Annotated in this window: 12 protein-coding genes; 3 read left to right on the plus strand and 9 right to left on the minus strand. The window is 45.0% G+C overall.

The window, feature by feature from the left end:
* Positions 1 to 115: 115 nt before the first annotated feature.
* Complete coding sequence (locus GB992_RS00225; RefSeq protein ID WP_161000713.1) at positions 116 to 478, minus strand: bacteriocin immunity protein; 363 nt, start codon at positions 476 to 478, stop codon at positions 116 to 118.
* A gap of 170 nt (positions 479 to 648) precedes the next feature.
* On the opposite strand from GB992_RS00225, the gene GB992_RS00230 reads away from it, so the two are divergent.
* Complete coding sequence (locus tag GB992_RS00230; protein WP_161000714.1) at positions 649 to 1,527, plus strand: DMT family transporter; 879 nt, start codon at positions 649 to 651, stop codon at positions 1,525 to 1,527.
* A 69-nt stretch (positions 1,528 to 1,596) separates the two neighbouring features.
* On the opposite strand, the gene GB992_RS00235 is transcribed toward GB992_RS00230, so the two are convergent.
* The 7 genes from GB992_RS00235 to GB992_RS00265 form a co-directional block, all read right to left on the minus strand.
* Complete coding sequence (locus GB992_RS00235; protein ID WP_161000715.1) at positions 1,597 to 1,854, minus strand: Txe/YoeB family addiction module toxin; 258 nt, start codon at positions 1,852 to 1,854, stop codon at positions 1,597 to 1,599.
* The gene (locus GB992_RS00240; RefSeq protein ID WP_161000716.1) at positions 1,847 to 2,107 is read right to left on the minus strand and encodes a type II toxin-antitoxin system Phd/YefM family antitoxin; all 261 of its coding nucleotides are present in this window, start codon (positions 2,105 to 2,107) and stop codon (positions 1,847 to 1,849) included. Before GB992_RS00240 ends, GB992_RS00235 begins: the two co-directional genes overlap by 8 nt.
* Before the next feature lie 81 nt (positions 2,108 to 2,188).
* Positions 2,189 to 5,365 (minus strand): carbamoyl-phosphate synthase large subunit, encoded by a 3,177-nt coding sequence (gene carB, locus GB992_RS00245; protein ID WP_161000717.1) that lies wholly within the window; start codon positions 5,363 to 5,365, stop codon positions 2,189 to 2,191.
* Positions 5,358 to 6,443: a carbamoyl phosphate synthase small subunit gene (locus tag GB992_RS00250; protein ID WP_161000718.1), complete on the minus strand. Its 1,086-nt coding sequence runs from the start codon at positions 6,441 to 6,443 to the stop codon at positions 5,358 to 5,360. The genes carB and GB992_RS00250 overlap by 8 nt, the downstream gene beginning before the upstream one ends.
* Positions 6,430 to 7,749 (minus strand): dihydroorotase, encoded by a 1,320-nt coding sequence (locus tag GB992_RS00255; protein WP_161000719.1) that lies wholly within the window; start codon positions 7,747 to 7,749, stop codon positions 6,430 to 6,432. The genes GB992_RS00250 and GB992_RS00255 overlap by 14 nt, the downstream gene beginning before the upstream one ends.
* Positions 7,733 to 8,650 carry an aspartate carbamoyltransferase catalytic subunit gene (locus tag GB992_RS00260; protein WP_161000720.1) on the minus strand — a complete coding sequence of 306 codons (918 nt, stop codon included), beginning with the start codon at positions 8,648 to 8,650 and terminating at the stop codon, positions 7,733 to 7,735. Before GB992_RS00260 ends, GB992_RS00255 begins: the two co-directional genes overlap by 17 nt.
* 337 nt (positions 8,651 to 8,987) lie before the next feature.
* Complete coding sequence (locus tag GB992_RS00265; protein WP_161000721.1) at positions 8,988 to 9,599, minus strand: NAD(P)H-dependent oxidoreductase; 612 nt, start codon at positions 9,597 to 9,599, stop codon at positions 8,988 to 8,990.
* Positions 9,600 to 9,692: 93 nt separating this feature from the next.
* Between GB992_RS00265 and GB992_RS00270 the strand changes: the two genes are divergently transcribed.
* Positions 9,693 to 10,505, plus strand: a complete 813-nt coding sequence (locus GB992_RS00270) for a MerR family transcriptional regulator (protein ID WP_161000722.1) — start codon at positions 9,693 to 9,695, stop codon at positions 10,503 to 10,505.
* A 121-nt stretch (positions 10,506 to 10,626) separates the two neighbouring features.
* The gene (locus GB992_RS00275) at positions 10,627 to 11,622 is read left to right on the plus strand and encodes an agmatine deiminase family protein (protein ID WP_225439140.1); all 996 of its coding nucleotides are present in this window, start codon (positions 10,627 to 10,629) and stop codon (positions 11,620 to 11,622) included.
* A 258-nt stretch (positions 11,623 to 11,880) separates the two neighbouring features.
* Here GB992_RS00275 and GB992_RS00280 read toward each other — a convergent pair whose 3' ends face one another.
* Positions 11,881 to 13,284: a DHA2 family efflux MFS transporter permease subunit gene (locus tag GB992_RS00280; protein WP_161000723.1), complete on the minus strand. Its 1,404-nt coding sequence runs from the start codon at positions 13,282 to 13,284 to the stop codon at positions 11,881 to 11,883.
* Between the last annotated feature and the right edge of the window lie 551 nt (positions 13,285 to 13,835).

Below are 13,835 nucleotides of genomic sequence, written 5' to 3' on the forward strand. Positions count from 1 at the left end.
AGCACTTGAGCTTATTAATCAACGACCATTAAAAATCCATCATCAACAGACTGCCATTGAAAGTTTCCGGGCTTGTTCGGATTAAACTTGTAATTTGCCGTCTCAAAATTACTTTTTAGCGCTTGGGAATCTTTTCTAACAGGCTATAGAATTGTGACTTGTCAGAGTAATCTGCCATGTAGACACCGTTTAGCCCTGCTTTTTGACCAATCGTTTCCAGTTCAATAACCAGATTTTCTTGGTCGGATGGGAAATGAATCTTAGCCTTCAGCGCCTGACTTCTAATATAGTTGACGAGTCTGTTAACCAGCGCTTCGGGATTCTTGACATCATCCATTTTCTTGTATGACTGTAATAACACATCTGTGATATCACGTAATTCCGAAGACTGATCTTTTCGATCAATCAACTGATTATATAAATCATCTATGTATTGTTTTGCGTTTGCTCTAACCGTTAAATCCTTGTCTGTACTCATATAATCGCTCCTTTTTAGGTATTAGCAGAAAAATATTGTTGTATAACTCTACTTTTCCTATTGTAAACGTTTTCTAGTGAGAGAGAAAGACGCAATGTTCACAAACGGTGTTTACAATTGTAGCAACAGCATGATAGCGTTGAATAATATCAGTGTAAAAGGCGGGCATCATGAAAAAGACATCATCATTAAGTGGCCATATCGGGGCACTCATTACCATTTTTCTGTGGGGTACAACGTTTATTTCAACGAAAGTGCTGTTACGGAGTTTCCAACCGGTAGAAATTTTACTTATTCGTTTTATCATTGGCGCAATCGCATTATTTCTCATTTATCCAAAAATTTTTAAGTTTACGTCGTGGAAACGCGAAGGGACATTTGCACTTGCAGGTTTGCTGGGAATTTCGCTTTATTACTTGTGCGAAAATCTAGCACTGACATACACACTGGCTGCCAACATTGGGGTCATCGTCTCCGTATCCCCGCTTTTTATCGCCATTTTATCTGCCGTACTTGATCACAAACGATTATCCGGTAGCTTCATCGTCGGTTTCGTGTTGGCAATCGCAGGTATCGCACTCATTTCGTTCAACGGAACCGGCGGCAGCGGTCATGGCGGCATCGTCGGTGATGTATTGGCATTGTTAGCGGCTGTCGTTTGGGCATTGTATTCATACATCGTGACACGCATGAACACTTTTCACTACAATTCGTTTCAAATGACGCGACGCACATTTATGTATGGTATCATTTTCATTCTGCCGATTTTCTGGCTTACCCATGGCACGATTAATATAACTACCCTTGTAGAACCAATTAATTTGGCTAATGTTCTCTTTCTCGGTCTGGGAGCTTCGGCGCTGTGTTTTCTACTCTGGACATTCGTTGTGCAAAAACTCGGTCCAGTACAGGCCAGTATTTATCTGTATCTTGTGCCCGTCGTCACGGTGATCGCCGCGTGGCTCATACTGAAGGAACCAATTACACCGGTTATGATTGTCGGAATCGTGCTGACTATTGGTGGGTTGGTGTTATCGGCGAGAAACTAACAAACACTGAAAAACTAAAAATCGAGAAGTCGCACAAATATAAATTTGCGACTTCTCGATTTTTTTACCTTAATAATGATCCTTACAAGAGTAAATTATCAGCTGGTTATTGTCGATTTGATACACTAACCGATTCATTGCATCAATTCGGCGTGACCATTTGCCTTCGAATTGATATCTTAGTGCTTCTGGCTTGCCTATCCCTGTAAAGGGCGTCCTGTCGATACTCTTTAACAGTTCATTGATACGTTTAACCGTTCTCTTGTCACCAGATTTATGCCAATACATATAGTCATTCCATGCATCGTCCGTCCACAATTTAATCATCTTCTAGCAACGTGTGCTGACTAACATTGCCAGCCAAATATTGTTGTTCACCCTTATCGATTTTTTCGGCTAGGTAAGGGTTAGACATGACATGAATGGTCTCCATCATAGCATCATAGTCACGTTTCCCAATGACAACAACATCATCTTTGGAATCCTTATTCGTAATAATCATTGGCACCGAATCATCGTTGATTTGCTTCATGTAACCTTTCAGGCCCTGCCTAAACGTTGAGTACGTAATTGCATCCATATGTCAGCACCTCCTTGTACAACATATTGTACAAGGAAGATTGGAAAACGGCAATAGAAATGACTCTGCAGTGCCACCTTTTTACATCGCCGCTACACCCAAACTCCGCGACTCCAGCACCGTCAGCAATGCTGCCACTGTATCCAGCACAGTAAATAACGGCACATCGTTAGCGATTGCAGCCTCGCGAATCTGAAGACTGTCACTTTGAGCCGACTCATCTAATCTCGAAGTATTGATCACCATCTGCAGTTTTCCTGCATGAATGGCAGTCACAGCATTGTTGTCAGACTCCGATACCTTACCGAGTACATCAGTTTTGATACCGGCTTGTTCAAGCATTGCTCCGGTTCCACTTGTGGCAACCAGATCGTAGCCAAGGTCTGTCAACCGACGGGCGAGTGTCAATGCCTCCTGTTTATCACGATCGGTAACAGTAATTAGTACCCGACCAAACGTTGGCACCTGAATTCCCACTGCCACGAAGGCTTTGTATAGCGCCTTTTCAAACGTCGGCGCCATCCCCATCACTTCACCCGTTGACTTCATTTCTGGGCCCAACAACGCATCAACCTCTGGCAGTTTGGTAAAGGAGAAGATTGGTGCTTTTACCGCAACCTGACTACTGTTAGGCAACAATCCCGTTTCGAAGCCGAGGTCGGCCAACTTATCGCCCAGCATTACGCATGCCGCTAACTGTGCAATTGGTGTATGCGTCACTTTAGCAATGAAGGGCACCGTCCGTGACGCACGTGGATTGACCTCAATCACATAGGCTTTATTGTCGTGAATCACAAACTGTACATTCATCATGCCACACACATTTAAGGACTTGGTCAGATCGATGGCAGCTTTCACCATCGACTGTTTTACGTGCTCACTCAAATGTTGTGGCGGATAAACGGCCATCGAATCGCCGGAGTGTACCCCAGCCCGCTCAATGTGTTCCATTAATCCCGGAATAATAACGGTGTCGCCATCTGAAATAACATCCAATTCTGCCTCAGTGCCCTCTAAGTACGAATCAATCAGTACGGGGTGGTCGTTTGAAACCTGCACCGCTCGAACCATGTAGTCGCGCAGTTCCGATTCATCAGCGACAATCTCCATCGCTCGGCCACCTAAGACATACGACGGCCGAATCAGCACGGGGTAACCAATCTCACTGGCCGCGCTGACCGCACCGTTCACCGTTGTCGCCGTCATCCCCACCGGTTGCGGCAACTGCAATTGCTTGATCACGTCATCAAACGCCTGTCTGTCCTCTGCCCGGTTCATGTCAGTCACACTAGTCCCTAGAACTTTGATGCCATGATCAGCCAATCCTTGTGCTAAATTAATTGCCGTTTGCCCGCCAAACTGAACCATGACGCCAAGCGGTTGTTCTTGTACCACCACGTTCAACACGTCTTCCAATGTCAACGGCTCAAAGTACAGCTTGTCTGAAATTGAGAAGTCCGTCGAAACCGTCTCTGGATTAGAGTTCATAATAATTGCTTCGTAACCAGCACGCTGAATTGCCTTAACCGCGTGGACTGTCGCGTAGTCAAATTCAACCCCTTGCCCAATTCGAATAGGACCAGAACCCAACACTAGAACGGACGTCCGACCACTCTTCACGGCCTCATTAGCACCATCGTACGTCGCATAGTAATAAGGCGTTTGCGAATCAAACTCCGCCGCAACCGTATCAACCATATTGTAGCTGACGGTAACTTGATGTTCTTCTCGCCAACTGCGAACTTGGTCAAACGACCAGTGCCATAGTGACGCAATTAATGCATCACTAATTCCGTTTTGTTTGGCGAGACGTAGCGTGGTTTCATCGCCAATGTGATCAACCAACAACTGTTCAAGGTCCACGACATGTTGAATTTTACTCAAGAAAAACATGTCAATTTTTGTTTTACTATGGATTGTTTCACGTGGAACACCGCGTCGCAGTAATTCTGCGACCCTGAATAGTCGATCGTCCCGCGCTGGCATTAAACTCGCTAACAAGAGTGGTGTGGTAACCTGCTCAAAGCGTGACTTCCTTAGGTCTGTGACACCAATTTCTAGTGACCGCACCGCTTTGTTGAGTGCTTCATCGAAGTTCCGGCCAATCGCCATCACCTCACCAGTGGCCTTCATTTGAGTTCCTAGTTGACGGTCAGCTAATGGAAATTTATCAAACGGCCAGCGCGGAATCTTAACCACTACATAGTCCATTGCTGGTTCGAACGCTGCAACAGTTTTGTTCGTCACCGGGTTTTTGATCTCATCGAGGTTCAATCCGACCGCAATCTTTGCGGCCATTTTTGCAATGGGATAACCAGTGGCCTTCGAAGCCAGCGCTGAGGAACGGGACACGCGTGGGTTTACTTCAATAATGTCGTAGTGATCACTGTTTGGATCAAGCGCCATCTGAATGTTGACACCACCCTCGATATTAAGGGCACGAATAATCTTTAGCGCCGAATCACGCATCATTTGATAATCACGATCAGACAACGTTTGCACCGGCGAGACAACAATCGAATCACCGGTGTGAACACCTACAGGATCAACGTTTTCCATAGATGCCACAATGAGTGCAGTGTCCGCATGGTCGCGCATCACTTCAAACTCGATCTCCTTGTAACCGGCAATTGAACGTTCAATGAGCACCTGTGTTACCGGGGACAATTCCAGACCATTTGCAGCGATTGCCCGCAACTCATCCTCGTCATTGGCGATTCCTCCACCAGTACCACCCAGTGTGTATGCTGGCCGAACAATAACGGGATAACCGATTTGTTTTGCAAACGCCAATGCCGGCGCTAATTCCGTGACCGTTTTCGAAGCAGGTACCGGTTCATTCAGTTTATCCATGAGTTCTTTAAACTGCTCACGATCCTCGGCCTGCTCGATAGCCGTAAGCTTAGTGCCCAACAATTCGATGTTTAACGCAGCCAAAATACCGTCTTCATCCAGCGCTTTGGCCATGTTCAGGCCTGTTTGCCCACCAAGTGTTGGTAGAATTGCCTGAGGTCGTTCCTGACGAATGATCTGTTTTAAAAATGGTAACGTCAGTGGTTCCAAATAGACTTTATCAGCAATCTCCGGGTCTGTCATAATCGTTGCCGGATTTGAATTTACCAGTACAACCTCGTAACCTTCTTCGCGCAATGCCATCGTCGCCTGCGTACCGGAGTAATCAAACTCAGCGGCCTGACCAATCACAATCGGGCCAGAGCCAATAACCATAATTTTATGAATATCTGTCCGTTTAGGCATGTTCAGGGGCCCCTTTCTTCGTCATTAAATCAACAAAATGGTCAAACAGATCATCTGCATCGTGTGGGCCAGGCGCCGCATCTGGATGAAATTGAACCGAAAACGCCGACTGGTCCTTCAAACGTAATCCTTCGACGGTGTGATCATTGACTTCCTCATGGGTAACTACCAGTGAAGTACCGGCCGCCGATGCGGCATCCACCGCGTAACCGTGATTCTGCGAGGTAAAAGCGAGATGTCCCGTCTGTAGATTTTTCACCGCATGATTGAAGCCACGGTGACCTTCATGCATTTTGAATGTCTCAGCGCCATTGGCTAACGCGAACAATTGATGTCCTAGACAAATACCCATCAATGGCACGCGTGTTTCGAGCGTTCTGATTTGCGTCAGGCAAGGCGTCATTGTCCGTGGGTCGCCAGGTCCATTTGAGAGCAAAACGCCGTCTGGATGAGTATTCAAAATCGTTTCAGCATCAGTATCTGCTGGGAACACAGTGACATTGATTTGCCGTTTGGCTAATGCACGAAGGATTGAATTTTTCATCCCAAAGTCAATCAAAGCTACGTTCAAGCCCGTATTTGGCGCAACGTAAACGGATTTTGTGGTAGCTCGTTCAACTAAATCGGGTTGTTCAAACGCCTTCAATTTTTTAAAAATATCATCCGATGGTGCATCAACCAGCGCTGCTCTAACTGTACCAAGCGAACGAATTTCTTTTGTCAGCGCCCGCGTATCGACACCGGTTATCCCAGTCAACCCCATCGTTTGAGCCCATTCTGGCAACGATTGAGTAGCGCGCCAATTAGATGGCCGGGTGGCGACTTCGTGAACGATTACCGCACTTGCGGCTGGTTTTAGCGATTCAAAATCAACTGCATTAATGCCGTAATTGCCAATTAGTGGATACGTAAACGTCAATAATTGGCCGCGGTAGGACAGGTCCGTAAGGGATTCCTGATAACCGGTCATCCCCGTGTTGAACACTAACTCACCCATCACATCACAGTCTGCGCCGAAGCCTTCCCCCCAATAAACTGATCCGTTTTCTAACACCAATGCCCGTTTATTCGTTGTCATCATGACCTCCTGTGTTATCAGTCGTCGCGTCATACACAATTTCACCGTCAACCATGGTTATTAACGTCATCCCCGTCACTGTCTGGCCGACAAACGGACTGTTAACCGCTTTAGACGCAAACTCATTGGCGTTGATTGTATGTCGATGCGAAATATCAAACATCGCTAAATCAGCTTTCATCCCAACTTTCAGGACAGTTGGAGCATCTAAATCAAATGCCGATGCAGGTGCCTTTACTAACCATTGTTGCAACTGCCCCAAGGTAGCCAAGCCGCTTTCAACGAAGTGGGTGTAAAGCAGTGGGAAACAGGTTTCCAATCCAGTGATGCCAAACGCTGCGGTGCGAAAATCGCCACGTTTGTCCGCCACACTATGTGGTGCATGATCAGTCGCTACCATATCGATCGTGCCATCCAACAAACCAGCGATAACCGCCTCACGGTCAGCCGGTGTGCGCAATGGCGGATTCATTTTTAAGTTCGTTTGCGTAGCAGATTGAATGTCCGTGTCATCCAGCAACAGGTGATGCGGTGAAACTTCAGCAGTTACATGCACCCCCATCGCCTTAGCAACCCGAACGAGTTCCACACCAACCTTCGTTGAAAGGTGGGCAACGTGATAACGAACGCCCGTTGCTTGCGCTAACACCAGGTCACGAGCCAGTTGAGATGTCTCCGCCAGTGGATCTGCACCTGGCAATCCCAACTGGTCTGCCCGTTCACCCTTATTCATCACGCCACCATTCATCAATGATTGATCTTCAAGGTGGGCAACAAGTGACCGATTAACAGCCTTAGCAGCCTTCATCGCAGCCAACATTGTGGCGGCACTTTGTACCCCTTTGCCATCGTTCGTAAAACCAATAGCTCCAGCCGCTGCCAGTTCTTTGATAGGACTCACCGTCTCGTCCGTCAGATTGGCGGAAATGGCGCCATATTGTTTCACGTGAATCAATCCTGATTCTTCGTTACGACGCAATTGTTGCCGTAATAGTGTGGCTGTTACTGGTACTGGATTTAAGTTCGGCATCGCCAGCACAGTCGTGAAACCACCTCGTGCTGCTGCTCTACTCCCTGTTGCAATCGTTTCTTTGTCCTCGAAACCTGGTTCACGGAAATGAACATGAACGTCAATTAGGCCGGGCATCAGTAGCGCTCCCTGTGCGTCGATAACGCGCTCGTCATCGTTTGCGTCAAGATCATGGTCCGTAATTGCCTTTACTTTGCCATCCTGAACTAGAATATTTCGACGAGCCTCTGCTCCTGTTTCATCAATGATCGTGGCGCCTTTAATTAGTAACCGCATGTTTAGCCTCCGTGACACTCGTCAAAATGGCCATCCGCGCAAAGACACCGTTTGCCATTTGCTTAAAGATTCGTGATTTCGGTGATTCAACCAGACTATCCGCAATTTCCACACCGCGGTTCACAGGTGCCGGATGCATAATAATCGCTTGCGGTGCCAAACGTTCATACCGAGCTACCGTAAGGCCGTAAGCGTCATGATAAGATACCGCATCAAAATGCTCATCGGCAGCTTCTGACAACCGTTCGTGTTGAACTCTGAGCATCATCATCACGTCGATTGATGATAGATCATCATCAAGTTCAACACGCTGGCCAAACTGATCGAAATCCGCCGGATACCAACTGGCTGGGCCGGCGAAGCTAACGTTTACACCCAGTCGCTGCAAGATTTCAGCATTTGAACGCGCAACCCGTGAGTAACTTAAATCGCCGACAATACGAATATGTAGCCCTTCAAAATGACCAAACTCTTCGTAGATCGTCATGAGGTCAAGCAAACTTTGTGAAGGATGTTGTCCAGAACCATCCCCTGCGTTGATCAAAATTGGCATTAGTCCAGATGCATCATTCAATAAAGGTTCATACCAGTCTGTCTGTCGATGGCGCACAACGACGGCGTCGACACCAATCGCACCCAGAGCTTTAAGCGTGTCCGACAAACTTTCACCTTTTGTCGTTGAGCTGCTACTTGGATCAACAAGAATCTGAGACCAACCTAATTTAAGTTCCGCCATTTGAAAACTACTTTTAGTCCGCGTCGAGTTTTCGAAAAACATATTGGCGACGGTGTGCTTTTGTTCAGGAATCTCTGCGGTACCTTGCTTAAAAGCTATCGCTTGCTTGATTAACTGCATAACCTCTTCGTTCGTCAACGTGTTCAAATTCGTAAATTGATTCATGTTGCAGCTCCTTTATTTGTTTTTTGGCAAATAAATAGCCCCTGAAAAATTCCGAGAATCTTTCAGGGGCTTCGCTGTTTTGCTTATCAATGGTCCACGAGTACTGTCGCGCAGTACTGCAACCAAACCGAATTCCTTTTAAGCCTCTCGGACTTAATTAAAGGTTATTTAATTTGGTTTAGTGTAGCACTGTCTTTTTCGTTTGCAAAGAGGCAAATTCAATTTTCACGAATGAATTTGCTGATTATTTAAAATAACATACGGAATCATAAAAAAGATGATGGGCCAACTTGGTCACATCATCGTGAATTTGAAGTGCTTAATTTGAGACTACCAATCACTGCTTAGTGTCGTCTTCGTCCAAAAATGCGTTCACAAAACCTGGAATCCGTTTGAGATAATCCGTTAATGCTGGACGCTCGGCAACAATAATATCACCCATGTTATGCCACGTCACTTGTTTTGCACCAATCGACTCCAACGGGAAGTCCACAATTCTTTCAACAGAACCATCATAACCCTTGAATAATTCGTCATTGGTTAGTTCCGAAGTGGATAATACCATGGCACTGTTCACTATCGTGTGTGGGACTGCCTTTTTATCAACAAAATTGATAATCCGGTTGGCTAAAAAGACCTTATCGAAGAAGCCTTTCAACATTGCAGGTGTACTCAACCACCAGATTGGGAACATCACGATAACCTTATTGGTTTTCTGAATAATATCAATATATTTAGCGACCATCGGATCCTTGAAATCGCCTTTGCCATAAACGGAAAGGTCAGTGGCGCGCATAACGGGATCAAAGCCATCCGCGTACAGATCAATAAGTTTGTAATCCTGTTGACGTGTAGTCAGCGTTTGCGTAACTTGTTCTAGTTCAGCATGTGAAAAACTACCGTCCCACGGATGCACGTAAATAATCGTCACTTGTTCCTTGTCACTCATAATTGAATTCCTCCTCTAACTGATGTAACCTACACTAAACTGTCACGCTACGTTACAGTCAATTCGAAAGTGCAAATTATTTGGAGAAATTTTATGTTGAAGATTAGTGCGTTTGCTAAACTTGCCCAAACGACGCGGCGAACGTTGATTTTATATGATGAGCAAAACGTCTTTAAACCAGCTGAGGTTAGCGATGAAGGCTACCGATTCTACAATTACGACCAACTATACGAGTTATCCTTCATTCTGACGCTACGCAAGCTTGGCCTCTCGCTCGATGAAATCAAACAAATTAGTTCGACCGACAGTAAGAAATCGCCCAATGCTTTACTGACGAACTTGCAGTCTCGCGTCGATGAACAAATTCACGACTTGCTGACTGTCAAACAGTCGTTAGGCAGCAGAATGACTGCCATTAATTCAGAGACTCCGATTCACTGCGACGCATCGTATATTCACAAACACAAAGCTCAATCTTTTTGGCAATCGACGACCTTACACGACTGCTCCCGCCAACAAATTGCCGAGGCCTTTGCCGAATTCTACAAACGGCTGGATCCACTCGTTAGTATTAATGGTAAATGTTCGGGTTTTGTCCTCGATCTACCAAATGCAAACGCAGCTCAATTCATCAATGCCCCCTTCCGTTTGATTAAGGAGGCAACTAAGAATATTAATAACGCGTTCATTACCACGGTTAATCGACCTGCTGGCGATTATCTTGCCATCGATATCGACAATGACGATACCGCTATTTGTAACGGGATCGATTTGATTCATCAATACGCTGTCGCACATAATCTCACGCTCCGTGGCCCACTGTGGCAGATCAACATGGATGAAGATATTCGTTTGCCAGAGGCCACCACTGCGGTGCTACGACTTGAATATTTAATTGCTAATTAAATATATAAATCAGACCTGTCAACCCTGACTTTTTCCATTCCTGTCGGGGTTATATTTTTATATAAATATATAAACCTAACCCCATGTTAGACTTAGGCCATCTTGAAAGGTGGTCAGATATATGAAGTATCAACGATTATCCACATTCGCGTTTAGTATCCTGTTGGCAAGTCTATTATTGTTCCTGCCAATGTCCGCACGAGGAGATTCAACCATGATTTATACGGCCCTGCCCAAACAATCGGACCACTATTACCACCGTATTTATCCAGATTTAATTCAATATAATCAAACATTTTCTGAACAGTTGGCTAGCGACGATCAACTAACCAGCCTTACCGAATCTAATCAGCGTGGTAAGTTTGCGACCACTCCTTATACGTATGACGATATTTGGGTCCGTGATGTGGCACCAGTCATCACGACAAAAATGGTGAAATTTCGATACTCTCCTGCCTATTTACCCAAAACCGACAGCAGTTACTTAAATACGAGTTTCACCGGTTGGTTGAATCAATCACATTTCAACTATCACTCATCTAAGTTGATTTTAGATGGTGGTAACGTTCAGTGGAATAAAGGCAACGCGGTAGTAATTACCAATCGTGTGTTTAAAGATAATCCACATTGGTCACATCATGACATCATCAGTGAACTTAAACACCAGCTTAACGTCAGTAAAGTTGTCATTGTGCCTGCAGAACCAGGTGATACGCTTGCTCACGCCGATGGCATGATCAAGTTTCTAACACCAAACACTGCGTTTATAAGTGATTTTGAAGGCAATCGAACCTTCCAAAATAAGTTCAAACAGATTATTAAAAAATCGCTTCCTCACGTTCGTTTGATTACGCTCAAATCAGCCTATACTGACGCTGGGCAATATGACAAAAAAATCGCGTCTGCCCGCGGCTTGTATATCAACATGCTGGAAACAGCGCACACGATTTATGTGCCACAGTTCAATTTGGCCAGAGATAAAGAAGCACTTCATGCTATTCAAGCACATACGTCTAAACGAGTCGTCGGCATCCCCATCGCCAAGGTTTCTACGCTTGGTGGCGCGATTCATTGCACTACCTGGGATGTGCCAAAGAAGTTTGCGCCAAAACAGTAAATACGTTTCACGTGTAACAATTTTGAACGAAAATGAACTTGCTGATTGAGTCTGTAAAAAACACGAAGTAACTGGAGACCTCTGACAAAATAGGTATTAAAGATTGACATTGCCTTTGGTATAAAGAAATGCGGTGTCTCGAACCCGAACTTTTACGCATAGCGGCAAAACGAAGCACACAGACCTCCAGATTACGTTAAACGTCACCCAATTCTATTGAAGAACGAGGAAAGAATATTTTCCCACAATGTATTTGTATTATGCTTGCTTCCGTACTCGAAACGCTAGCAGGAAGCCACAAATGGCAACGATCAAAACAAAGATAAAGCCGTAATGGATACCCTGTGACAAGCCAGAAACACCCGGTGCTGCAGCGGTGCCAATTGCCAATACACTAGTTGCAATTGCTGTCGACAAGGCACCGACAATTTGTTCCAGAGTATTCAAAATTGCACTACCGTCAGCATTTAGAACACCAGCAAGGCTATTCAATCCATACGTCTGTGAAGGCGACATTGCCAATGGTGCACCGATCATCAAAACGATGTGTCCGACAATCACTTGCCACAGTGGACTGTTGCTACCAGTCGATAATAGAATCACGACACCTAATGCTGCAATGAAGAAACCACCACGAGATAACCATTTAGCTCCGTGGTTATCATACAGTCGGCCAGCTAAACCAGAAACTGCTGCATTAACAATTCCACCAGGGAGCATTGCAATCCCAGTTAATCCAATTGGCAAACCAATGACACGCTGCAAGTACATTGGAAATAGATACATCGACGCTAAAATTAAACCAAAATCAAGCATTACCAAGAGTGTCCCGACAGCAAAGGGTTCTGATCGAAATACAACGAGGTTCAAGATTGGGTATTTGATATTAGATTGACGAATTGTAAAGATGATTAGCGAAAGCAGACCAATGATGAGTGGCACAAGCACTTTAACTGAAATCCAACCAGCATCACTAGCGAAGGATGCCCCCAGAACAATCCCAGAAAAACCAATTGTAGAAGCAAAAATTGAGATCCAATCAACAGGTGTTTTACTTTGTGAATATACATTTTCCAGATACAACGCATTAAGAACAAACGCGAGAATCAGAAACGGAAGTAGTACCCAGAAAACAGCATTCCAAGCAAAATTTGCCAAGACCAAGCCCGTTACTGTTGGCGCAATCGCAGGGGCGAACATGATAACCAAAGCAGACAGCCCCATGATCGTACCCAGTTTATATGGCGGAAAAATCTGCATCGCAACAGAAAACATTAATGGTAAAACGACACCAGTGCCAATCCCTTGAATCATTCGTCCAAGTAAAACAATCCCAAAATTACTACCCAATGCAGAGATTAAGACACCGACAATGAATGCACCCAATGCAGATAATACAATCCGCTTTGTAGAAAACCACCGCGTTAATAGCCCAGAAAGTGGCATGCAGATTCCTATGACTAACATGTAGCCGGTAACAAGCCACTGTGCCGTCCCTTGTGTGACATGTAGTTCTGCCATGATGCTAGATAGCGCAACATTCAATGCAGTTTCAGAGAACATCCCCACGAATCCACCAATCATGAGGCCAAACATAGCCAACGCAGGGTGCTTCACCTTTACGCGTGCCTGGGGTAAACCTTGTGCTTGTGAAATTTTCAAAATAAAATACCATCCTGTATATATTTTTGGTCGAAGCAGAATGAGAGCAAAAAAAAACGGCCTCTAAAGGCCGATACCGAGGACTTCCCCGGTGTAGCAACAATCCGGAATGGCGACCGTCTTGCCACGATTCTAATGTTAGCATTTCGTAAAAACGCGCTTTCGTTACTTAACCGGGGCTCATTATATCGGGCGATTTCAAAAAAAGTCAAGTTTTTTTCGACGAGCTTCTGAAAAACTAGTTAAAAATGGGTACTGTGTCGTGCAACGTACACCGCTTCACGTTTTAATCTAAAATTATCAGTTGAATCATCGCGCCAGGCTTCAAAAGTTCTACATAAGTATCTATACCAAGCTAAGCCTACCATCAAAGATATTCTGCCTGATAGGCCAACAGGTAGTGATCTGGAGGAAGAACAAGTTTACACTAAGCTAACATTTTGATCGATATCATTAAGCATCATCCAAAAGTGTCTAATACACGAAAGCTGTTATAAAACTGAGGCGAAGATAGCTGAACTCAAAATCAAATATGGATATGGAAGATACTG

The sequence above is a fragment of the Furfurilactobacillus milii genome, assembly GCF_009863985.1.
Lineage (GTDB): Bacteria > Bacillota > Bacilli > Lactobacillales > Lactobacillaceae > Furfurilactobacillus > Furfurilactobacillus milii_A.

Bases quoted from the DNA above. Each gene is read 5' to 3' on its own strand.
- GB992_RS00225 (WP_161000713.1), bottom strand. From the start codon at position 478: ATGAGTACAGACAAGGATTTAACGGTTAGAGCAAACGCAAAACAATAC.
- GB992_RS00230 (WP_161000714.1), top strand. From the start codon at position 649: ATGAAAAAGACATCATCATTAAGTGGCCATATCGGGGCACTCATTACC.
- GB992_RS00235 (WP_161000715.1), bottom strand. From the start codon at position 1,854: ATGATTAAATTGTGGACGGACGATGCATGGAATGACTATATGTATTGG.
- GB992_RS00240 (WP_161000716.1), bottom strand. From the start codon at position 2,107: ATGGATGCAATTACGTACTCAACGTTTAGGCAGGGCCTGAAAGGTTAC.
- carB (WP_161000717.1), bottom strand. From the start codon at position 5,365: ATGCCTAAACGGACAGATATTCATAAAATTATGGTTATTGGCTCTGGC.
- GB992_RS00250 (WP_161000718.1), bottom strand. From the start codon at position 6,443: ATGACAACGAATAAACGGGCATTGGTGTTAGAAAACGGATCAGTTTAT.
- GB992_RS00255 (WP_161000719.1), bottom strand. From the start codon at position 7,749: ATGCGGTTACTAATTAAAGGCGCCACGATCATTGATGAAACAGGAGCA.
- GB992_RS00260 (WP_161000720.1), bottom strand. From the start codon at position 8,650: ATGAATCAATTTACGAATTTGAACACGTTGACGAACGAAGAGGTTATG.
- GB992_RS00265 (WP_161000721.1), bottom strand. From the start codon at position 9,599: ATGAGTGACAAGGAACAAGTGACGATTATTTACGTGCATCCGTGGGAC.
- GB992_RS00270 (WP_161000722.1), top strand. From the start codon at position 9,693: ATGTTGAAGATTAGTGCGTTTGCTAAACTTGCCCAAACGACGCGGCGA.
- GB992_RS00275 (WP_225439140.1), top strand. From the start codon at position 10,627: ATGAAGTATCAACGATTATCCACATTCGCGTTTAGTATCCTGTTGGCA.